The organism is Rikenella sp. (assembly GCF_056799795.1).
In genome coordinates this window covers 88,699-109,073 of sequence record NZ_JBQIQO010000001.1, presented here as the reverse complement: position 1 = coordinate 109,073, position 20,375 = coordinate 88,699, and the positions used below count along the sequence as shown (strand labels likewise).

17 protein-coding genes are annotated in these 20,375 nt (G+C 55.3%); 12 read left to right on the top strand and 5 right to left on the bottom strand.

From position 1 onward, the window contains the following. Window positions 1-68: 68 nt before the first annotated feature. Entirely contained in the window at window positions 69-881 is an 813-nt protein-coding gene (locus ACTO3O_RS00470; RefSeq protein ID WP_297830413.1) for a helix-turn-helix domain-containing protein, read from the top strand. 194 nt (window positions 882-1,075) lie between these two features. After that, window positions 1,076-2,044 carry an alpha/beta hydrolase gene (locus ACTO3O_RS00465; protein WP_297830390.1) on the top strand — a complete coding sequence of 323 codons (969 nt, stop codon included), beginning with the start codon at window positions 1,076-1,078 and terminating at the stop codon, window positions 2,042-2,044. A 62-nt stretch (window positions 2,045-2,106) separates the two neighbouring features. Here ACTO3O_RS00465 and ACTO3O_RS00460 read toward each other — a convergent pair whose 3' ends face one another. The 3 genes from ACTO3O_RS00460 to fabD form a co-directional block, all read right to left on the bottom strand. Then, the gene (locus ACTO3O_RS00460; RefSeq protein WP_297830388.1) at window positions 2,107-3,183 is read right to left on the bottom strand and encodes an acyltransferase family protein; all 1,077 of its coding nucleotides are present in this window, start codon (window positions 3,181-3,183) and stop codon (window positions 2,107-2,109) included. A gap of 45 nt (window positions 3,184-3,228) precedes the next feature. After that, on the bottom strand, window positions 3,229-3,711 hold the full coding sequence (locus ACTO3O_RS00455) for a PspC domain-containing protein (RefSeq protein ID WP_297830386.1): 483 nt from the start codon (window positions 3,709-3,711) through the stop codon (window positions 3,229-3,231). Between the two features lie 108 nt (window positions 3,712-3,819). Then, complete coding sequence (fabD, locus tag ACTO3O_RS00450) at window positions 3,820-4,701, bottom strand: ACP S-malonyltransferase (protein ID WP_297830384.1); 882 nt, start codon at window positions 4,699-4,701, stop codon at window positions 3,820-3,822. A 133-nt stretch (window positions 4,702-4,834) separates the two neighbouring features. Between fabD and ACTO3O_RS00445 the strand changes: the two genes are divergently transcribed. From ACTO3O_RS00445 to ACTO3O_RS00420, 6 genes are all read left to right on the top strand, one after another. Continuing rightward, window positions 4,835-6,919, top strand: coding sequence for a glycoside hydrolase family 2 protein (locus ACTO3O_RS00445; RefSeq protein WP_297830382.1), 2,085 nt, complete (start codon window positions 4,835-4,837; stop codon window positions 6,917-6,919). A 422-nt stretch (window positions 6,920-7,341) separates the two neighbouring features. After that, the gene (locus ACTO3O_RS00440; protein WP_297830380.1) at window positions 7,342-8,103 is read left to right on the top strand and encodes a lysophospholipid acyltransferase family protein; all 762 of its coding nucleotides are present in this window, start codon (window positions 7,342-7,344) and stop codon (window positions 8,101-8,103) included. 9 nt (window positions 8,104-8,112) lie between these two features. Beyond that, window positions 8,113-9,999 (top strand): DNA topoisomerase IV subunit B, encoded by a 1,887-nt coding sequence (locus ACTO3O_RS00435; protein ID WP_297624794.1) that lies wholly within the window; start codon window positions 8,113-8,115, stop codon window positions 9,997-9,999. A 27-nt stretch (window positions 10,000-10,026) separates the two neighbouring features. Next, entirely contained in the window at window positions 10,027-12,699 is a 2,673-nt protein-coding gene (locus tag ACTO3O_RS00430; protein WP_294591195.1) for a DNA gyrase/topoisomerase IV subunit A, read from the top strand. A gap of 16 nt (window positions 12,700-12,715) precedes the next feature. After that, complete coding sequence (locus ACTO3O_RS00425; RefSeq protein WP_297830018.1) at window positions 12,716-13,234, top strand: shikimate kinase; 519 nt, start codon at window positions 12,716-12,718, stop codon at window positions 13,232-13,234. A gap of 9 nt (window positions 13,235-13,243) precedes the next feature. Further along, window positions 13,244-14,101, top strand: a complete 858-nt coding sequence (locus tag ACTO3O_RS00420) for a UbiA-like polyprenyltransferase (protein WP_297830016.1) — start codon at window positions 13,244-13,246, stop codon at window positions 14,099-14,101. A gap of 9 nt (window positions 14,102-14,110) precedes the next feature. On the opposite strand, the gene ACTO3O_RS00415 is transcribed toward ACTO3O_RS00420, so the two are convergent. Both ACTO3O_RS00415 and ACTO3O_RS00410 read right to left on the bottom strand, forming a co-directional pair. After that, window positions 14,111-15,757 carry an ABC1 kinase family protein gene (locus ACTO3O_RS00415; RefSeq protein ID WP_297830014.1) on the bottom strand — a complete coding sequence of 549 codons (1,647 nt, stop codon included), beginning with the start codon at window positions 15,755-15,757 and terminating at the stop codon, window positions 14,111-14,113. Continuing rightward, a complete protein-coding gene (locus ACTO3O_RS00410) occupies window positions 15,754-16,056 on the bottom strand; it encodes a hypothetical protein (protein WP_297830012.1) in 303 nt (100 codons plus the stop codon). The genes ACTO3O_RS00415 and ACTO3O_RS00410 overlap by 4 nt, the downstream gene beginning before the upstream one ends. A gap of 175 nt (window positions 16,057-16,231) precedes the next feature. On the opposite strand from ACTO3O_RS00410, the gene cls reads away from it, so the two are divergent. The 4 genes from cls to ACTO3O_RS00390 are packed head-to-tail and all read left to right on the top strand — an operon-like array spanning window position 16,232 to window position 20,362. Next, the gene (gene cls / locus ACTO3O_RS00405) at window positions 16,232-17,677 is read left to right on the top strand and encodes a cardiolipin synthase (RefSeq protein ID WP_294591200.1); all 1,446 of its coding nucleotides are present in this window, start codon (window positions 16,232-16,234) and stop codon (window positions 17,675-17,677) included. Between the two features lie 57 nt (window positions 17,678-17,734). Further along, window positions 17,735-18,373, top strand: coding sequence for a porin family protein (locus ACTO3O_RS00400; protein ID WP_298080529.1), 639 nt, complete (start codon window positions 17,735-17,737; stop codon window positions 18,371-18,373). A 16-nt stretch (window positions 18,374-18,389) separates the two neighbouring features. After that, window positions 18,390-19,367 carry a PhoH family protein gene (locus tag ACTO3O_RS00395; RefSeq protein WP_294591202.1) on the top strand — a complete coding sequence of 326 codons (978 nt, stop codon included), beginning with the start codon at window positions 18,390-18,392 and terminating at the stop codon, window positions 19,365-19,367. A gap of 41 nt (window positions 19,368-19,408) precedes the next feature. Next, complete coding sequence (locus ACTO3O_RS00390; protein WP_297830007.1) at window positions 19,409-20,362, top strand: phosphoribosylaminoimidazolesuccinocarboxamide synthase; 954 nt, start codon at window positions 19,409-19,411, stop codon at window positions 20,360-20,362. Window positions 20,363-20,375: the final 13 nt, after the last annotated feature.

Below are 20,375 nucleotides of genomic sequence, written 5' to 3'. Positions count from 1 at the left end.
GGCTTTCGGCGGCACCGCTTTTCGTGATTGGAAAAAAGCGCGCGATGAATAGGATAGAAGAAAATCCGATGAAGCTGATATTCAATTATAACGATATCTTCTTCAGCTTCTATTACGACGATGTGGGCGGGTGTGTGCACCGTTCGCGCGAGTATGCGATGAATTACGTCTACTCGGGCGAAATGGTGCTGGACAACGGTCGGGAGCAGATTCGGGTTCGGAAAGGGGAGTGCGTCTTTATTCCGCGCGACCACCATATCACGATGTACAAAAGGACGTGCGACGGGGAGCGGTATTGCGGCATCTTTCTGATGTTTACGCGCCAGTTTCTGCGCGAGATGTATGGACGGTTCGGGCAGCGGGCGGTGCCGGCTGCGACGCCGAAGCTCGACCCGGGGGTTATCAAACTGCCCCGGACGGTGGAACTGGCCAGCTTGTTCGCTTCGATGACCCCGTATTTCGACCCCGATGTCCGTCCGCAGGGCGATTTCATGCAGCTCAAAATGCAGGAGGGGCTGCTCGCGCTGTTGCATATCGACGAGCGGTTCGCGCCGATGCTTTTCGACTTCAACGAACCGTGGAAGATCGATATCCTGGAGTTCATGAACGAAAACTACATGTACGAGTTCACGATGGAGGAGATGGCGCACTACACGGGACGGAGTCTGGCCACCTTTAAACGCGACTTCAAGAAGGTCAGCGACCTTACGCCGGAGAAGTGGCTGATTCGTAAGCGGCTGGAGGTGGCTTACGCGAAGATGAAAGAGGGGGGTAAAAAGGTGGTGGAGGTCTATGCGGAGGTCGGGTTCAAGAATCCGTCGCATTTCTCCACCGCTTTTAAGAAGCGGTACGGCATCTCGCCGACGGAGGTTTCGGTCTGAGGCGTTTTTGAGCTTTTCAGCAATGTAATTTGAGCCTTTCGGGAATCTTCCCGGAAGGCTTTCGTTTTAATTTTGCCCCTGTCGAATCAACCGAAATCTGAAAAATTATGGTAAAAATGCTGACAGTCGCAGCCGCTCTTTTTCTGTGGGTCGGCTGCACGAATCGGACAACGAATCGAAAAACGGACGATAGTATGGAAACAGGGAAACTGACTCGGGAGTGGGACAAGACGTTCCCGCAGAGCAATCGGGTGAACCACAGTAAGGTGACCTTCAAAAACCGGTATGGCATCACCCTTGCCGCCGATCTGTATGTGCCGGAAGATGCGGCGGGAAAATGGCCGGCCATCGCCGTGAGCGGGCCGTTCGGTGCCGTGAAGGAGCAGGCCTCGGGCCTCTATGCCCAGACGATGGCCGAGCGCGGGTTTCTGACCCTTGCGTTCGATCCGTCGTTCACGGGCGAAAGCGGCGGAGAGCCGCGGTACGTCGCCTCGCCGGACATCAATACCGAAGATTTCAGCGCGGCGGTCGACTATCTGATCATGCGCGATGATGTGGATTCGGAGCGGATCGGGATAATCGGCATCTGTGGTTGGGGCGGTTTTGCCCTCAATGCGGCGGCGATCGATACCCGCATCAAAGCGAGCGTGGCTTCAACGATGTACGATATTAGCCGGTGCACGGCCAACGGCTATTTCGATGCGATGGATGCCGACGCCCGGTACGAACTCCGCCGGCAGTTGAATGCGCAGCGCACGGAGGATGTCCGAAACGGTTCGTATGCTCTGGCGGGCGGGGTGGTCGATCCGTTGCCGGAGGATGCGCCGCAGTTCGTGAAGGATTATTATGATTACTATAAGACGCCGCGCGGCTACCACGTACGTTCGCTCAATTCGAACGGCGGTTGGAACAGGACCTCTTCGCTGGCCTTCATCAATGCGTCGATACTGGCTTACAGCGACGAAATCCGTAGCGCCGTGTTGCTCGTTCACGGCGAGAAGGCCCATTCGCGTTATTTCAGCGAGGATGCTTTCAAAAAATTGAAAGGGGACAACAAGGAGTTGATGATTATTCCGGAGGCTAACCACACCGATCTGTACGACCGCGTGGGGGTGATCCCGTTCGATAAGATGGAAAGTTTTTTCCGGAAGGCGTTCGAATAATCCGGCTTTTTCCATTTACCCAAGGGTCTGTCTTTTAACGCAGAGACAGACCCTTGGGTATTTTAAGCGGCGAGAAAAATCCGCATCCGATAGAGCGGCCATGTAACGAGCCAGCACAACAACACCATCGTCAGCGACCACATCAACGAGGCTACCGAATCCGGCAGGTGGTAGCTGCGATAGAATCCGTACACCGCCTGTGTCACTCCCCATAGAGCCAACAGTTTGGCGGTTGCCGTCGAGAAGCAGTAGATGAAGAGCGAGTTGGTGCCCGCAATGGTGAAAAACTCGCACCACCCCTTTGCCTGCATATATTCGATGATGAACGAGAGCGCGCTCCAGATCATCATCGCCAGTCCCGACGTGAACAAGACGTAACTGATCGTCCACAATCCTCCGTCCATCGGATCGAACAGGCCGAACAGCCATCCCGTCCCGAAAGAGACCACTCCTGCGGTCATCAGGATGCTGATTCCGCCGCTCATCGTGTTCGGCCGGTCCATCGTTCTGCCCGCCAGATAGCCGATCAAAATCGTCGCCGTCATCGGAATGGCCGTCAGGAGTCCGTCTGTGTTTTCCCGGTCGAACACCGATCTTATCAGGTGGTTCGAGCCGAAGAGCGTTTCGTCAACCCTCGCCACCACCTCCGTCCCCGCCGAGTCGAGCAGAAACCAGTAACCTGCCAGCAGGATGATAATCGTCCCGAACAACGCCCGCCTCCGCGGCAGGTAAAGGGCGATCAGCGAAGCCAGAAGGTAGGTAACGGCGATTTGTTGCAAAACGCCCGGAAACCGAACGAAAACGAAATAGTCCTGAAACGGCAGCCAGTTGAGCCCGATGCCCAAAACGAACAGGACGATCGTCCGGTAGAGGATATGTCCGACTCGCCTCGATTTCGGATGCCGTTCGCCGAATCCGTAGCTCTCCCGATGCGTGGCGAACCACATCGCGCCGCCCATAATAAAGAGGAAAAATGGAAAGATCAACCCCGCCACGCCGATCCCCCTCTCCGCAACCTCCCCCGTCGTTGTCGACGCAGAGAGCAGGGCATAGGTCTCCTCTCCCGTCTGATTGCTCAGAACGATCATCAGCAGGATGACCATGCCGCGAAAGACGTCGAGTGAGAGAAACCTTTTCATGCGCCCGGGAAATGTCGGGAATTTATAATCTCGTAATGACTACCGTTATCGATTGCTCTGTTTCGTGGTAAAAGAGATAGGTCGCTGCGGGATTATGATCCAGCCGATCACATAAAGCAGGAACCCACCGCCGCCGAAGAGCAAGACCAAGGCGATCAGCCTGACAATAATAGGGTCGATCCCGAAATATTCGGCCAAACCGCCGCAGACGCCTGCGATCATTCGGTTCTTGCGACTGCGGTACAGCCGTTTCGGTTCGCTGGGTGCAGATGCCGTGTCCGGTTTCAACGCTCCGAACCGGTCGGGCGAACCTAAACGGTCTATCGCCATCCGTACCGTGTCCGTATCGACGACACCCGGATTCAGTTCGGCCAGTATGTCCGCCAGCCGACGTTCGATATCGGTTATCTCTTCCGGTCGTTCCAGTCGCATCTCGACCTGGCGCAGGTAATCGGACAAAGCATTGTACGCCGCTTCGTCGATCGTAAAAGAACGACTGTCTAAGCTGATTGTCAGGATCTTTTCCATGGTTTTCGAATGGGATTGTTCAGATTCAGGGTAAAGGTAATAAAAAATCGGTCGGTTTTTCCAAATTTATATAGAAAAACCGACCGACGAGGTAGATAAATATCCTGGTTAGAGGCTGTTCTTTGATTCGCAAACCGCCTCTTTATCGACCTTGCGGATCAAACCGGCCAATACGTTCCCCGGCCCGAGCTCGGTGAACGACGATGCGCCGTCGGCGAGCATGTTTTTCACCGTCTGCGTCCAGCGCACCGGCGCCGTCAGCTGGGCGATCAGGTTGGCTTTGATCTGTTCCGGATCGGTGTACGGTTTCGCGTCCACATTCTGGTAGACCGGACACACCGGCGTCGTGAATTTCGCCTCCTTGATAGCCGCTTCCAGCTCTACCCGTGCCGGTTCCATCAGCGGCGAGTGGAACGCTCCGCCGACGCTCAGTTTCAGCGCGCGTTTCGCCCCCTTGGCCGTCAACTGTTCGCACGCTTTGTCGATCCCCTCGATCGATCCCGAGATGACTAACTGGCCCGGGCAGTTGTAGTTCGCCGCCACGACCACCTCCGGAATCGCAGCGCAGACCTCTTCGACCACCTCGTCCGGCAGTCCGATGATCGCAGCCATGGTCGAAGGCTGCAATTCGCAGGCCTTCTGCATCGCCTGCGCCCGTTTCGAAACCAGCTTCAGCCCCTCTTCGACGCTCAGCGCTCCGGCCGCCACCAGTGCGCTGAATTCGCCCAGCGAGTGTCCTGCGGTCATCTCCGGCTTGAAATCCGGCAGCGATTTGGCCAGAATCACCGAGTGGAGGAAAACGGCCGGTTGAGTCACCTTGGTCTGCTTCAGCTCGTCCGCCGTCCCGTTGAACATGATGTCCGTAATGCGGAATCCGAGTATTTCGTTGGCCTTCTCGAACAGTTCTTTGGCGGCCGGCACCGTGTCGTAGAGCTCTTTGCCCATGCCGGTGAACTGTGCTCCCTGGCCGGGGAAAACGTATGCTTTCATGCTTTTTCGGTTTAATGTGGTTACAAATATAGCGGTTTTTTGGCAATGTCGTTTTCGGTGCCGTTCGTGGCCCGGATATTGAAAGGGAATCCCGAAAAAAAGCTATCTTTGCCAATTAGAAAAACGTCAGCCCATGAAACGACTCTTTGCCGTAATCGCATTGTTTTCCGTGGCTTACGGCTCTCAGGCCGGACCGAAAGGATACCCCGCTCCGTATGTTTTGTCGCAGGGGCAGGAGTTGCCGCGCTCGGTCTTCGTGAGCTATCGGAGTGCGGCGCATGCGTTCCGAAACGACTTCGACAGTTCGCAATATTTCGTCGGGTTGAACGGCGAGTGGAGCTTCCGGTTCTTCGGCTCAATGGCGGAGGTGCCGGGCGAGGTCGGAGGCGACGGCGATACGCTGGAAAAACTGATCGAGAGCTGGCCGCGGGTGACTTTGCCCGGGGCGTGGGAGCTGGCGGGACACGGAGGCGAGGGCAGCGCGGTTTTTGCCTCCCGAGCATACGATTTTGCGACTTCAGCCAGAGAGGTGCGGCCGCCGTTCGTGCCGGACGGAGCGGTGGGGGTCTATATTCGGAAGTTTACGGTGCAGTTCGACCTGTTCGACAAGGCGCATTTTCTGCATATCGGAGCGGTCAGGGCCGGGGCGCGGGTCTTTGTCAATGGCAACGAGGTGGGGTTCAGTTGCCGCGATTCGAAGAATCCGGTGGAATTCGATGTCACGAAATATGTGAACGAGGGACGGAACTGGGTGGCGATCGTGGTGCCGCGGTGGACGCCGGCGAGCTATCTGGAGGATTGGGAGGGATGGCGGTTGGGAGGGATCAATCGGGATATCTTCCTGTTCGCTCAGCCGAAAATCCGGATGCGGGACTATCTGGTACAGACGACGCTCGATCCGAGCTATACCAACGGTCTGCTGGAGACGGCGATGCTGTTGAAAACCCAGCTGCTCAATCCGTTTTCGGTGACGGTCTATTACGACCTGTACGATCCGGAGGGGAAGCGGGTGAACAGCGATTTCCGCGATGTGGAGATGGGGATGCGGCTGGAGGATACTGTCCGTTTTACGGCCTCGATACCGAACGTGCGGAAGTGGACGGCGGAGGAGCCGAATCTCTATACGATTCTCTATCGCATCAAGCGTGAGGGACGGTTTACCGAATATGTGGCGTGCCGGGTGGGGTTCCGGACGGTCGAGACGCAGGGCGAGCGGTTGCTGGTGAACGGTGTTCCGGTGATGTTCAAGGGGGTGAACCTCGCGGAACATTCGGTTTCGACGGGGAATTACGTGGATACGACTCTGATGCGGGCGATGTTGCGGGAGATGAAACGGGCCGGGGTCAATGCCGTTCGGACGGACGGCTATCCGATGCCTTACAGCTTCTATCAGTTGTGCGACGAGTTGGGGTTCTATGTCTGCGATGTGGCGGATATAAACACTTGGGGATTAGGGACGCGGCGGAGCAAGGGGGGGAATGTGACGAACGATCCGGCGTGGCGCGAGGCGTATTTGGCGCGGATCGAGGCGATGTACGAACGCAACAAGAACTACCCGTCGGTGGTGATGTGGTCGTTGGGCGACCGGTCGGGGAACGGATATAATATGTATCAGGGCTACCTGATGCTCCGGGCGAAGGATCGGACGCGGCCTATTGTTTATAATGGTGCGGGGGCGGAGTGGAATACGGATGTCTATTGTCCGGACTATCCGGAATCGACTCGAAACGAGTCGGGACGGCCGTTCATTCCGTCGCGGACGACGGCCGGAGTGACGGATTGGTGGACGAAGCCGGGTTTGCAGGGGGCTTTTCTGGAGCGTTGGAACGATCTTTCGCTGGAGGCAGAGGTGCCGGGCGGGAAATATTTTTTGGCGGATGACTATCGGCGGGTTTCGCTGGCGGACGGGACGGTGGATTTGCCGGCGATGGAACGGAACGAGGCTTTGAGGCGGATCTTTGCGAATGTGGCGATTTCACAGGTGGATAACGGCCGGGGAATTTATCGGTTCGAGAATCGGATGCAGTTTGTCGATTTACGGGACTTTCCGATCGAATATCGCCTGACGGCGGGGGGCAAGGTGCTCCGTTCGGGAGTTTTCCGGGTGTCGGCGGCGCCGGGAAAGGCGATCGACGCGGTGATTCCGGGAGTCGGTGGAGTGAATAAGGATCGTAAACTGGTCATCACGGTCGGAAATATCGCCTGTGCCGAATTTTAATGTTTTGCAATTCTTTGTCTGTTCTTTGGCTACGAGCTGGAACTGCCGCTTTCTTGTAAGAAAGCGGCGCAAAGAACTTTCGTGATAGCTACGCTACGCCTTAGGCTCCGCAGTCCTCATTCTTTGCAAGTCTGTCGGGCTGGGGTTTCGGCGAGCGCGCTTTAGGTATTATGCCCATTATTAGCGCGCTGCGCCGGAAAACCCCAGCCCAACGAACCAACCGAGATTTGGGTCGCCGGCAGCTTGAGGATGCGTTAGCATCCGTCGAAAGTCTTTTTGGTTCTTTTTGCCCGAAGGCTTCCTCGCGCTAACTCGGCATAGCCCGCAAGCGGTCTCTGCTCAAGTAACGCCGCTCGGTTCTTCAGAAAAAGAACAGTACCCTCCTTGTAGGCAGTGAATAGATAAAAAATACAAATAGAATTATGAATCGTTTGCGGACGATCTATTATTTGACCGTGTTGAGCTTGTTCACCGTGGTGATCTTTTCAGTGTTCTCTGCCGTGTGGCTGCTGACCGTCCTGTTCGACCGGGATCGGGTGGTGTGTCACCACGTGTCGCGGTTCTGGTCGATGATGATTTACCGGCTCAGTCCGTGGTGGAAAGTGGAGGTGACGGGGTTGGAGAATGTCATTTACGGGCGTCCGTATGTCGTGGTCTCCAACCATCAGGCGATGCTCGATATACCGCTTTTATACGTTTTGCCGTTCAATTTCAAGTGGGTATCGAAACGGGAAGTATATAAGATACCGGTTTTCGGTTGGGTGCTGTGGATGCACGGTGACGTGGCGATCGAACGGGGAGCTTCGGCGGCGGCCAAGGCGATGATGGCCAAGTGCGAAGCCTATTTGCGACGCGGAGTGAGCGTTATTATGTTTCCCGAGGGGACGAGGACGAAGACCGGGCAGGTGAACGCTTTCAAAGAGGGGGCGATGCGGCTGGCGCAGGAGAGCGGCGTGGACATCCTGCCGGTGGTGATCGACGGAACCTACGACGCGTTCGATCATTTGGGGATTGCGGCGCCGCATACGTTTCGGGTGCGGATTTTGCCGGCTATCGGCGCGAACGAAGTCTCGTGCACCTCGACACGGGAGCTGCGGGATACGCTCAATACGCTGATGTGCGATACCCACAAGGAGATCGCGCCGCGACATTATCGGAAGAAAGATCAATCAGTAGGAGAATAAAATTAGGAGATGACAGCAGTGCAAGAGGCAGTGAACGACTATTCGGAGGAGCATATTCGGACGCTCGACTGGAAAGAGCATATCCGGCGGCGACCGGGGATGTATATCGGCAAACTCGGCGACGGATCGCAGCCGGACGACGGGATCTATATCCTGATCAAAGAGGTGCTCGACAACTCGCTGGACGAGTACATGATGGGTTTCGGGAAGCAGATCGAAATCTGGGTGGAGGATGCGGCCGTAACGATTCGGGACTACGGTCGCGGGATTCCGCTCGGGAAGCTGGAAGAGGTGGCTTCGAAAATGAATACCGGGGCGAAGTACGACTCTAAGGCTTTCAAGAAGTCGGTCGGGCTTAACGGGGTGGGGATCAAGGCCGTGAATGCCTTGTCTTCGACCTTTACGATAACCAGTACGCGGGATGGGGAGGCCAGGACGATCGAGTTCCAGGCGGGCTCTAAAGTCGGGGAGCATACCGATTCGACCGGCGAGAAAAACGGAACGCGGGTGCGGTTCGTGGCGGACACGACTGTGTTCGGGGATTATCGCTACAATTTCGAGTTTATCGAGACGATGCTCCGGAACTACACCTACCTCAATGCGGGTTTGGTCATCAAGTTCAACGGGGTGCCGTATGTGTCGAAAAACGGGCTGCTCGATCTGCTGAACGAGAGCGTCGGAGGCGAGTTTCTCTACCCGGCGATTCACCTCTCGGGGGACGATATCGAAGTCGCGATGACCCACGGGACGGGATACAACGAGACCTACTATTCGTTCGTGAACGGGCAGCATACCACGCAGGGAGGGACGCACCAGGCGGCTTTCCGCGAGGCGGTGGTGAAGACCGTGCGGGAGTTCTATAAGAAAGACTTCGACGCGTCGGACATTCGGACTTCGATTATCGCCGCCGTCAGCGTCAAGGTCGAAGAGCCGGTTTTCGAGTCGCAGACCAAGACCAAACTGGGGTCAAAAGAGATGGGGCCGGAGGGGCCGACGGTGCGGAATTTCGTGGTCGACTTCCTGAAAGAGCACCTCGATAATTACTTGCATAAAAACCCGGAAACGGCTGATATACTGCTGAAAAAAATTCAGGAAGCGGAGAAGGAGCGAAAGGCGATCAGCGGGATTCAGAAGAAGGCGAGGGAGTTTGCCAAAAAAGTCTCGTTGCACAACAAGAAGCTGCGGGACTGTCGGATTCATCTGGGAGATAAGAACGAGCGGGCGGAGGAGAGCTCGATTTTCATCACCGAGGGGGACTCGGCCAGCGGGTCGATCACCAAGAGTCGGGATGTCAATACGCAAGCGGTGTTCAGCTTGCGGGGGAAGCCGTTGAATACCTACGGATTGACCAAAAAAATCGTCTACGAAAACGAGGAGTTCAACCTCTTGCAGGCGGCGTTGAACATCGAGGAGGATATGGACAACCTGCGGTACAACAAGGTGATTATCGCGACGGATGCCGATGTCGACGGAATGCACATCCGGCTGTTGTTGATCACCTTCTTCTTGCAGTTCTTTCCGGATATCATCCGGGGCGGGCACCTTTATATTTTGCAGACGCCGTTGTTCCGGGTGCGGAACAAGAAAGAGACGCGGTATTGTTATACCGAGACCGAGCGGCAGCAGGCGATCGCGAAGCTGGGAGCCAATCCGGAGATCACCCGGTTCAAAGGGCTGGGGGAGATTTCTCCCGATGAGTTCAAGGAGTTTATCGGCGAAGGAATTCGGCTCGAAAAGGTGCGGCTGACCAAGGGAGATCCGATCTCGGAGCTGCTGGAGTTCTACATGGGGAAAAATACGCAGGAGCGGCAGGATTTCATTATTGACAACCTGAAGATCGAGGAGGATTTGGTCGAGGAGTTGGAAAATGCACAGGAACTGACTGAAGCGATTTAAAAGATAGATTACGGAAAAGGGTTATAGATGAGCGAGATAGAAGAAAACGAAACGATTGTCCCGGTAGACGCGGCCGCAGCTTCCGAAGTTGCGGAACAGGGGGCTGGGAGTAAGTATGCGCGGCTGACCGGAGAGGCGGTGGCCCATCGGCTGACGGGGATGTATAAGGACTGGTTCCTGGATTACGCATCCTATGTGATCTTGGAACGGGCCGTGCCCCACTTGGACGACGGCTTGAAGCCGGTGCAGCGGCGGATTTTGCACTCCATGAAGCGGATGGACGACGGCCGGTATAATAAGGTGGCCAATATCATCGGTTTCACCATGCAGTTCCACCCGCATGGTGATGCCTCAATTGGGGATGCTTTGGTGCAGCTGGGGCAGAAGGATTTGCTGGTCGATACGCAGGGGAACTGGGGGAATATCCTCACGGGGGACAGTGCGGCGGCGCCGCGGTATATCGAGGCGCGATTGTCGAAACTGGCGCTGGATGTGGTGTTCAATCCAAAGACCACGGAGTGGATGCTGTCGTACGACGGGCGGAATCAGGAGCCGGTGACGCTGCCGGTGAAGTTTCCGCTGCTGTTGGCGCAGGGGGTCGAAGGGATTGCCGTGGGGCTGGCTTCCAAGATACTGCCGCACAACTTTATCGAGCTTTTAGAAGCTTCTGTCGCCTATCTTAAAGGCGAGGAATTTACGCTTTATCCCGATTTTCCGACCGGCGGTTTGATCGACTGTTCGCGGTACAACGACGGGATGCGCGGCGGGGCGGTCAAAGTGCGGGCGAGGATTACGAAACTGGATAAAAAGACTCTGGTAATCAGTGAAATTCCGTATGGGAAGAGCACCTCGACCGTGATCGACTCGATTCTCAAGGCCAATGAGAAAGGGAAGATCAAGATCAAGCGGGTGGACGACAATACGGCGGCCAATGTCGAGATTGTGGTTCATCTGTCGGGCGATGTGTCGCCGGACAAGACCATCGACGCGCTGTATGCCTTTACGGATTGCGAAGTCTCGATCTCTCCGAACGCTTGTGTGATCGAGGATAAAAAGCCGTTGTTTATCGGGGTGAGCGATATGTTGCGGCGGTCGGTGGGACATACAAAGGGGCTTTTGAAACGGGAGCTCGAAATCCGGCTCGGCGAGTTGAACGAGGAGTGGCACATGTCGTCGTTGGAACGGATTTTTATCGAAAATCGGATTTACAATTCGATCGAAGAGTGTACGACGTGGGAAGGGGTGCTCGAAACGATCGACCGCGAGTTGACGCCGTTCAAGGCACAATTGAGGCGGGAGGTGACGCGCGAGGACATCGTTAAGCTGACGGAGATCAAGATCAAGCGGATTTCGCGATACGATGCTTTCCGGGCCGATGAACAGATCCGGAATATCGAGGCGGAAATTGCTGAAGTGGAACATCACTTGGCGACGATAACGGATTATACAATTGCGTATTATCAAAATATTTTGAAGAAGCATGGCAAGGGGCGGGAGCGGAAGACCGAGATTCGGAGTTTCGATACGATCGAAGCGGCTAAGGTGGTGGTGGCCAATGCCAAACTGTATGTCAATCGGGCGGAAGGTTTCTATGGGATCGGAGCCGGGATGAAGAAAGAGGAGTTCGTGTGCGACTGCTCGGACATCGACGACGTGATTATCTTCAATAAGCAAGGTAAGTACGTGATTACCAAAGTGTCGGAGAAGGCGTTTTTCAGCAAGAACATCCTCTACATCGGGGTGTTCAAGCGGAACGACGATCGGACGATCTACAATGTGCTCTATCGGGATGGGCTGAAGGGAGCGATTATGATGAAACGGTGCGCCATCAAGGGAATTACGCGCGATCGCGAGTACGACATCACGAAAGGGGAAGCGGGGAGCGAGGTGCTCTATATGAGCGTCAATCCGAACGGAGAGGCGGAGACTTTGAAAATCTATTTCAAACCGCGGCCGCGGCTGAAGAAGTTGATTACCGACCTCAATTTCGGCGATTTGGTGATTAAGGGACGGCAGTCGCAGGGGAATCTCTTTTCGCGCTATGCGATCCACAAGATTGTCATGAAAGAGCGGGGCGCTTCGACTTTGGGGGGCCAGAATGTCTGGTTCGACCACGATATCAACCGCCTCAATACGGAGGAGCGCGGCGAGTTGTTGGGTGAATTCGTGGGCGACGACCGGTTGGTGGTCTTTACCAAAGATGCGCAGTATTATACCTCCAATTACGATCTGGGGCAGCATTTCCCTGAGAATCTGCTTTTTGTCGAAAAGTACGATCCGGAGAAGATCTATACGGTGGTGTATATCGATCGAGAGCAGGGATTGCACTACATCAAACGCTTCCAGGCGGAGCAGTGCGATCAGCGTCCGCAGCAGTTTGTCGAGCCTGAAAACGAGTTCGTTACGTTGAATGGCGATAAATATCCGGTGGTGAAGCTGCAATATGGCGGCAAGTACAACGAGCGCTCTCCGGAGGTGGTGGATGCCGATGAATTTATCGGCGTGAAGAGCCATCGGGCGAAGGGAAAGCGGCTTTCGAACCTGACTTTGGCCGAGGTGGTTTGGTTGGAGCCTTTACGGAAAGAGCCGGAAACGGATGCTGCTGCGATGGAGTCCGTCGCAACTACGGTCACCGATGTGGAGGTAGAGGGTGAAGAATCCGTTTCTCTTGGAGAGGATAATCAACTGGAACTGTTTTAATTGTCATTTTTGAGAGATGTTGATTTTCCTGATCGGTTTTATGGGGAGCGGAAAGACGACGCTCGGGCGACCGCTAGCGAGTCGGTTGGGGTACGATTTTATCGATCTCGACAAGGCGATCGAGGCGGGAGAGGGGCTGACGATCGGGGAAATTTTCGCGACGCGGGGAGAGGAGCGGTTTCGGGAGTTGGAGCGTGTTTATTTGCAGGAGATTCTCGCCAATAAGCGAGATGCTGTCATCTCTACCGGAGGTGGAACGCCGTGTTTTAACGGGAATATGGAGGCGATGAATGCCGGCGGGGTGACGGTTTATTTGAAATTGGCTCCGGCAATGCTGGCCAATCGGTTGGCTGCGGCGAAAGTTTGTCGTCCGCTTTTGGCGGGCAAGTCGCCGGAGGAGCTTTTGCAGTATGTTTCCGACACCTTGGCGGTGCGGGAGGCCTATTATGAGCAGGCCAATGTGGTGGTGGCGAATCCGTCGCGCGATGTGGGGAGGCTGGTGGATTTTTTAAAACCTTATTTGATTCATTTTTAGTCTATCCGGATGGGAAACCTGAAGCATTACTTCTCTTTGGTGAAATTCGCACATACGGCGTTTGCGTTGCCGTTTGCGTTGATCGGCTATGTTTTGGGGGTGTTGGAAAGGGGTTTCGATTTTTGGATTTTGGTGGGAATATTGGCCTGCATGGTCTTTGCCCGGAATGCGGCGATGGGGTTCAACAGGCTGGTGGACAGGCGCTTTGATGCCCGGAATGAACGAACAGCGAAGCGGGAGATTCCGGCCGGAAAGATCAGTGCAAGGGCGGCGGGGTGGTTTGTGATTCTCAATGCGGCGGCTTTTATAGTCGTTGCCGCGACGTTTAATCGATTGACTCTCTGGCTTTCACCGGTGGTGTTGCTGGTGGTGCTCGGGTATAGCTATACCAAGCGATTTACGGCGTTGTGTCATGCGGTGTTGGGGTTGGGGCTGGCGATGGCGCCGTGCGGGGCGTATATCGCCGTGACGGGGACTTTGTCGATTGTTCCCGTATGGTTGTCCATTCTGGTATTGACATGGGTCACGGGCTTCGATATTATTTATGCGTTGCAGGATGTGGATTTCGACCGTTCGCAGCGATTGCACTCGATTCCGGCAGCGTTAGGTGTGCGGGGAGCGTTGTGGGTCAGTGTTTTGCTGCATGCGGTTACCGCGGCGATGGTGGCGGTGGTGGGATTTAGCTTGGGGGGAGGAATTTTGTATTGCATCGGAGCGGCGATTTTTCTTGCATTATTGCTCTATCAGCATCTCGTCGTGCGTCCGGACGATCTGTCGCGGATCGGGGCGATGTTCGGTATAACAAACGGCGTAGCGAGTATCGCATACGCCGTGTTCGTTATCCTCGGATTGTTCTTCAGAATATAAAGCGACAGTTTATTTCCTTCGGAACATCCACTTGAAAATCAGAATAAAAATCAATATCGAAGAGGCACAGAGCAGGAACTTCGCATATCCTAAGTCGGAGCGCGTATTGATCAGCAAGACCGAGCCGATGAACAATCCGACGAGGATCAAGGCGTAGGCCATCCTGAACCCGACGTTCCGCACCGCCTTCTGTAACATCTCGCTGTTTTCGAAGCGGATGTTGTGGCGTATCTCTCCCTGTTTCAGCTTATAGAGGATTTCACTGATGTCGTTCGGCAGGTTGGAGGCCAGACTGGCATAGTTTTTCAAGGTCTGATACAGCTCTCCGGCCAGCTTGCGGGGCGAGAAGCGATTCATAATGACATCCTTGGCATACGGCGCAATCAACGGCGTGAACGGAATGTCCGGATCCAGCTTTTCGGCCACTTTTTGAATGGTTGCTAAAGACTTGACCAGCATAAAGATACCGCCCGGTATCTGAAGCGAAAATTTCGTAATCAGGTTGATGCACTGCTGGATCATCGCCGCATAATCGAGCTTTTCGATCGCGACGTGGCTGTACTGTGCGATCATCTGCTGGAGGCTGAATATCAGTTCGTCGCGTTTTTTGAAGAAGCGCACGTTGCACAACGAGATCAAGGCATCCGCCACCGTAGCCGGGTCGCGCCGCACGAAGCCGATCGAAATGTTGGCCAGAAAATCCATGTCCCGTGGTGTCAGCGCCCCGACCATCCCGAAGTCGATGAATGCGATAACATTGTTCGGCAGGATAAAGATGTTGCCCGCATGCGGATCGGCGTGGAAAAACCCGTGGCGCAGAATCATCGTCAGAAGGGCATTCGCTCCGTTCAATGCAATCTGTTGCGTATCCAGTCCGTTGGCTTTCAGCACCATCGGATCGTCCGGCGTGATACCCGTCACCCGCTCCATGACGAGCAGTCGGCGGGTCGTATATTCCGTATAGACTTTCGGAATGTAGACTGTCAGGTCGTTTTCGAACATCTGCCGGAAGCGGAGGATATTGGCCGCCTCATAGTTGTAGTCCAGCTCGTGCAGGATACTCTCTCCGAATTCGTCCACCACGCCGACGATGTCGAGCGCGGCCATTTCCGGATAGTTCTTGGCCAGTTTGGCCGCCAGAAAACGCATGAGGTAGAGGTCGAGCTTGATCTTCTGCTCGATTTTCGGACGCCGTATCTTGACGATCACCGGTGTCCCGTCCGTCAGCGTCGCGCCGTAGACCTGTCCGATCGAAGCCGAAGCCATACAGGTGTCGTCGAACGTGGCGAACACCTTCTCGATCGGCACCCCCAATTCGTCTTCGATCAGGCTGCGGGCCTGTCGGTCGTCGAACGGCAGGGCGCGGGACTGCAATTTTTTCAACTCGCTCCGAAACCGTTCCGACACGACGTCCGGTCTGTCGGCCAGAATCTGACCGAACTTGATGTAGGTCGGCCCGAGGTCCTCGATCGTCAGCCGCAGCCGCTCTTCGGTCGTATAGACCGGTTTCGACTTCCGGATGCGCCGTTTGCGGATGCGTCGCCCGATCCAGGAACGGGCGATGAGCTCGTCGAAACCCTGTCCGATGATGATTCCGGTGATTTCGCCGGCCCGCTTGATTTTCAGGTAGCCTACGTAGAGATTGGTCGGTTTCATCGATCGGAGAGTTTTTCCAGATTCGCATTGAGTTTATCGATAGCGGCCGTCAGCCGGTCGATCTTTTTTTCCAGTTCGCCGTCGGCCGTCCGATGATCGGACGTGAGTTGTTGGAAAAAGAGTTGCTGGTCGAGCATGTCCACCAGCTGGTCGATTCCGCCCGCTACCTTCTGGGCGGTTTTGGGGGAGGTGCCGACTTTGTCTTCGATCAGTCCGCTGACCCGATCGACGAATTTTTCGCGGTCGCTGGCCGCAGCGGCGATGGCGGCGCGCAGCAGGACGTTCAATGCCTGATTCATATCGTTTGGTTCTTTTTTCGAAATATATAATTAAAGTGCCGAACTCTCGAGAAGAAGAATTCTTTGCCTCTTTCTTCTGCAAATATCGGGCAAAATTGTTCACCGTACCGCTGTCGAGGGAGCAGATTTTGTCCGAATCGAACGATTTGGCGGAAAATTTGCTAATTTAGCCAGCATGGACTGGTGGAGTATCCTCATATACGCGTTACTGGTATCCTACTTTTTGCTGGTTATCGCGACGGTATTCACCGTGTTGCACGAGCGGCGCGATCCGATTCGGGCTTTGTCGTGGATCGCCGTGGTGATTCTTCTGCCGTTTGTCGGCATCGGCCTCTTCGTCTTTTTCGGCCAGGACTATCGCAAACAGAAAATCTTCAACCGCAAGGAGATCAAAGACCTCAAGCAGTTCGAACACCTGAGCTATAGGCAGCTGCGCGAGATGGACAACTTTTCCAATCCGGTGGTAGCGGCGAACCGGGAAATCATCACGCTGTTGCTCAATAACAACAAATCGCTGTTGACGACCGACAATCGGCTGGAGGTGTTGAACGACGGCGAGGAGACCTTTTCATCGCTGATCGATGCCTTGCGACGGGCCGAATCATCGATCCATCTGGAATACTATATCTTCGAAAACGACGAATTGGGGGGCGAAATCGTCGAGATTCTGAAAGCGAAGGCCCGGAGCGGGGTGGAGGTGCGGTTCATTTACGACGACGTAGGGAGCTGGAACCTCAAGCGGCGCTTTATCCGTTCGCTGCGCGAGGCGGGGATACAGATTCACTGTTTCATGCCGGTCGTCTTTCCGTGGCTGACCAGCAAAATCAACTACCGAAACCACCGTAAAATCGTGGTGATCGACGGTCGGGTGGGGTACACCGGCGGGTTGAATATCGCCGACCGCTATCTGCACGGCACCAAATACGGCCCGTGGCGCGACACCCACCTGAAGATCGAGGGGGCGGCGGTACACATGTTGCAACTGACCTTCCTCACGGACTGGTATTTCGCCACCGGCATTCAGCTGCGGGACAAGGAGAAGTATCTCTCGCCGGCGGGAATGAACGCCGGAGAGACGGCGGTGCAGATCGCCACCTCGGGGCCGGACTCGGATTGGGCGACGATTATGCAGGCCTACTTCGCCGCTATCAACAAGGCGACGGATCATATCTACATCTCAACCCCGTACTTCATGCCCGGCGAATCGCTGCTGACCGCTTTGAAAGTGGCGGCCCTGAGCGGTATCGACGTGCGGATCATGCTGCCGTCGCGCTCGGACAGCAAGATCGTCTATTGGGCTTCGCGGTCGTACATCGCCGAGCTGCTGGAGGCGCGGATCAAGGTATATCTTTATACCGAAGGGTTCAACCACAGCAAAATCATGACCATCGACGACCACTTCAGCTCGATCGGGACGGCCAATATGGACAATCGGAGTTTCGAGGACAATTTCGAGGTGACGGCCATGATTTACGACTCGCGGGTGACGGATCAGATCGAGCGACGGTTCCTACAGGATCTGGAAGGGTGTGTGAAACTGACCCGAAAACACTGGGCGACCCGTCCGCGGGGCGAGATGCTCAAGGAGTCGGTGGCACGACTTTTCAGCCCGTTGCTGTAAGCGAAAAATTGGAGTATATTTGCCCCGTTATTTTTATTTCGCATGATGAAGAAAACATTGCTCTCTATCTGTTTTTGCGTGGCTGCGCTGAGCGGCGTGCGTGCCGCATCGCCCGTACAGTTCGGGGTGAAAGGCGGCCTGTTGATCAATAGCTCGGATTTGAAGTACACCTTTTCGTCGGCCGATCGGGATCGTTATTCCGAAAGCAGCACCAAGCCGGGGTTCGAAATCGGGCTCCAGGCGCGGGTGCGGCTTCCGCTGGGCTTCCTGATCCAGCCGGAGGTGGTCTACAGCCGTACCAGCGGATCGTTCCCGGTCGAAACGAAAGCAGCGGACGGAACTATTACGAACGATAAACTGAAAGTACGCTCCAACTGGATCGAAGTGCCGGTTCTGGTGGGATGGAAATTTTCGATCGTGCGGCTGATGGCCGGGCCGTCGTTCCGTTTTCCGATGGACGAGGTGATGAACGTCGGATTGAAAGAGACGAAAGTGGCTCCGCGACTCGATAACTTCGTGATGGGCTATCAGGCGGGTGTCGGGGTCGATCTCGGGCGATTGACCATCGATGCGCGGTATTGCGGCAACTTCTCGAAAATCGCCAATCAGCAACGGGGAGCGGAAGATTATATCTCCGGGCTGAAGGTCAAGGAGCAGAAAGTGGCGATTTCGATCGGCTATATGATTCTGAAATAGAGCTTTTTCTGGTTTTATGGGCGAAAAGATCATAGACCTCGACGGAACGATCGACCCGGCGGATTTTTACGGGGCGGCGGATGTCAATTTCCATCGTCTGGTGGGAAAGTTCCCCGAATTGAAAATCGTGGCGCGGGGCGGGACGTTGAAGTTACTGGGGTCGGAGGAGCAGATCGTCCGTTTCGAAGAGCGGTTTGCGCAGTTGGTCGCCTATTTTCGGCGCTATGGGCATCTTTCGCCGGAGGTGCTGGATCAGATTTTCGATGTGCCGACAGTCGATCGGCGTCCTGTGGCGGGAGAGGGCGATACGGCGGCGGGGACGGAGGATGTCATCGTCTATGGGAACAACGGAAATATCGTTCGTGCCCGGACGACCAACCAGCGGAAGTTGGTGGAGCTGTATGCGAAAAACGACCTCCTGTTCGCCGTCGGGCCGGCGGGGAGCGGGAAAACCTATACGGCGATCGCGTTGGCGGTGCGTGCCTTGAAAAATAAGGAGGTGCGGCGGATTATCCTGACCCGTCCGGCGGTGGAGGCGGGCGAGAAGCTGGGCTTTTTGCCGGGGGATATGAAGGAGAAACTCGATCCTTACTTGCAGCCGCTGTATGACGCCCTGAACGACATGATTCCCCCGAAAAAGTTGCAGGACTATATGGCCGAGGGGATTGTGCAGATTGCGCCGCTGGCCTATATGCGCGGACGGACGCTGGACAACGCCTTCGTGATTCTGGACGAGGCGCAGAACACCCTGTTGTCGCAGATCAAGATGTTTCTGACCCGGATGGGGCGCAATGCGAAATTTATCGTGACCGGAGATGTCACGCAGGTCGATTTGCCCCATCAGGGAGATTCGGGGCTGATGCCTGCCATCGGAATGCTGCGCGGAATCAAGGGAATCGGGGTCGTGGAGTTCGACAAGCAGGATATCGTGCGGCACGAATTGGTCAAACACATCGTGCAGGCGTTCGAGAAACACGGGGCGCCGCGGGATTGATGCGATAAGAGACACATACTAAATTTCACATAGTCATAAAAATGGCGAAAGCATTGGTAAAGACCGATCTGCACTTCGACGGTCAGAAATCTTTGTACGAAGGCAAAGTGCGCGATGTGTACGACATCGACGACAAATATTTGGCCATGGTCGTTACCGACCGCATTTCGGCGTTCGACGTGGTGCTTCCGAAAGGGATTCCGTTCAAGGGGCAGGTGTTGAACCAGATTGCGGCCAAGGCGTTGGACGCGACGACCGATATTTGTCCGAACTGGAAGATCGCTTCGCCCGATCCGATGGTGACGGTGGGGTACAAATGCCAGCCGTTTGCCGTGGAGATGATCGTCCGGGGTTATTTGACGGGGAGTTCGTGGCGGGATTACAAGGCCGGGGCCCGGTCGATCTGCGGAGTGCCGCTGCCGGAGGGGATGCGCGAACACCAGAAATTCGAGAAACCCATTATCACGCCGACTACGAAAGCGGAGCTGGGGCTTCATGACGAGAATATTTCGAAAGAGGATATTATTGCCCGGGGACTGGTTTCGGCGGAGGATTATGCGGTGCTCGAAAAATATGCCATGCAGCTCTTCGAACGCGGGACGGAGATTGCGGCTCAACACGGTTTGATCCTCGTGGATACGAAGTACGAGTTCGGCAAGAAAGACGGCGAGATTTATCTGATCGACGAGGTGCACACGCCGGACAGCTCGCGTTATTTCTATGCCGACGGCTATCAGGAACGGTTCGACCGGGGCGAGCAACAGCGGCAGCTCTCCAAAGAGTTCGTTCGCGAATGGCTGATGGAACACGGGTTCCAGGGGCGCGAGGGGGATGTGATGCCGGAGCTGACGGACGCGTTCGTGGATAGCGTGAGCGAACGGTATATCGAACTGTACGAACACATTACGGGCGAGAAGTTCGACCGCGATGTGGAACCGGCTACGGAGGAGCGGATTGCGAACAATGTGAAGAATATGTTGGCGCGGCTGGTGTAGGGAGGTGCAGAGA

Coding starts and splice junctions, on each gene's coding strand:
- ACTO3O_RS00470 (WP_297830413.1), top strand. CDS start 69: ATGAAGCTGATATTCAATTATAACGATATCTTCTTCAGCTTCTATTAC.
- ACTO3O_RS00465 (WP_297830390.1), top strand. CDS start 1,076: ATGGAAACAGGGAAACTGACTCGGGAGTGGGACAAGACGTTCCCGCAG.
- ACTO3O_RS00460 (WP_297830388.1), bottom strand. CDS start 3,183: ATGAAAAGGTTTCTCTCACTCGACGTCTTTCGCGGCATGGTCATCCTG.
- ACTO3O_RS00455 (WP_297830386.1), bottom strand. CDS start 3,711: ATGGAAAAGATCCTGACAATCAGCTTAGACAGTCGTTCTTTTACGATC.
- fabD (WP_297830384.1), bottom strand. CDS start 4,701: ATGAAAGCATACGTTTTCCCCGGCCAGGGAGCACAGTTCACCGGCATG.
- ACTO3O_RS00445 (WP_297830382.1), top strand. CDS start 4,835: ATGAAACGACTCTTTGCCGTAATCGCATTGTTTTCCGTGGCTTACGGC.
- ACTO3O_RS00440 (WP_297830380.1), top strand. CDS start 7,342: ATGAATCGTTTGCGGACGATCTATTATTTGACCGTGTTGAGCTTGTTC.
- ACTO3O_RS00435 (WP_297624794.1), top strand. CDS start 8,113: ATGACAGCAGTGCAAGAGGCAGTGAACGACTATTCGGAGGAGCATATT.
- ACTO3O_RS00430 (WP_294591195.1), top strand. CDS start 10,027: ATGAGCGAGATAGAAGAAAACGAAACGATTGTCCCGGTAGACGCGGCC.
- ACTO3O_RS00425 (WP_297830018.1), top strand. CDS start 12,716: ATGTTGATTTTCCTGATCGGTTTTATGGGGAGCGGAAAGACGACGCTC.
- ACTO3O_RS00420 (WP_297830016.1), top strand. CDS start 13,244: ATGGGAAACCTGAAGCATTACTTCTCTTTGGTGAAATTCGCACATACG.
- ACTO3O_RS00415 (WP_297830014.1), bottom strand. CDS start 15,757: ATGAAACCGACCAATCTCTACGTAGGCTACCTGAAAATCAAGCGGGCC.
- ACTO3O_RS00410 (WP_297830012.1), bottom strand. CDS start 16,056: ATGAATCAGGCATTGAACGTCCTGCTGCGCGCCGCCATCGCCGCTGCG.
- cls (WP_294591200.1), top strand. CDS start 16,232: ATGGACTGGTGGAGTATCCTCATATACGCGTTACTGGTATCCTACTTT.
- ACTO3O_RS00395 (WP_294591202.1), top strand. CDS start 18,390: ATGGGCGAAAAGATCATAGACCTCGACGGAACGATCGACCCGGCGGAT.
- ACTO3O_RS00390 (WP_297830007.1), top strand. CDS start 19,409: ATGGCGAAAGCATTGGTAAAGACCGATCTGCACTTCGACGGTCAGAAA.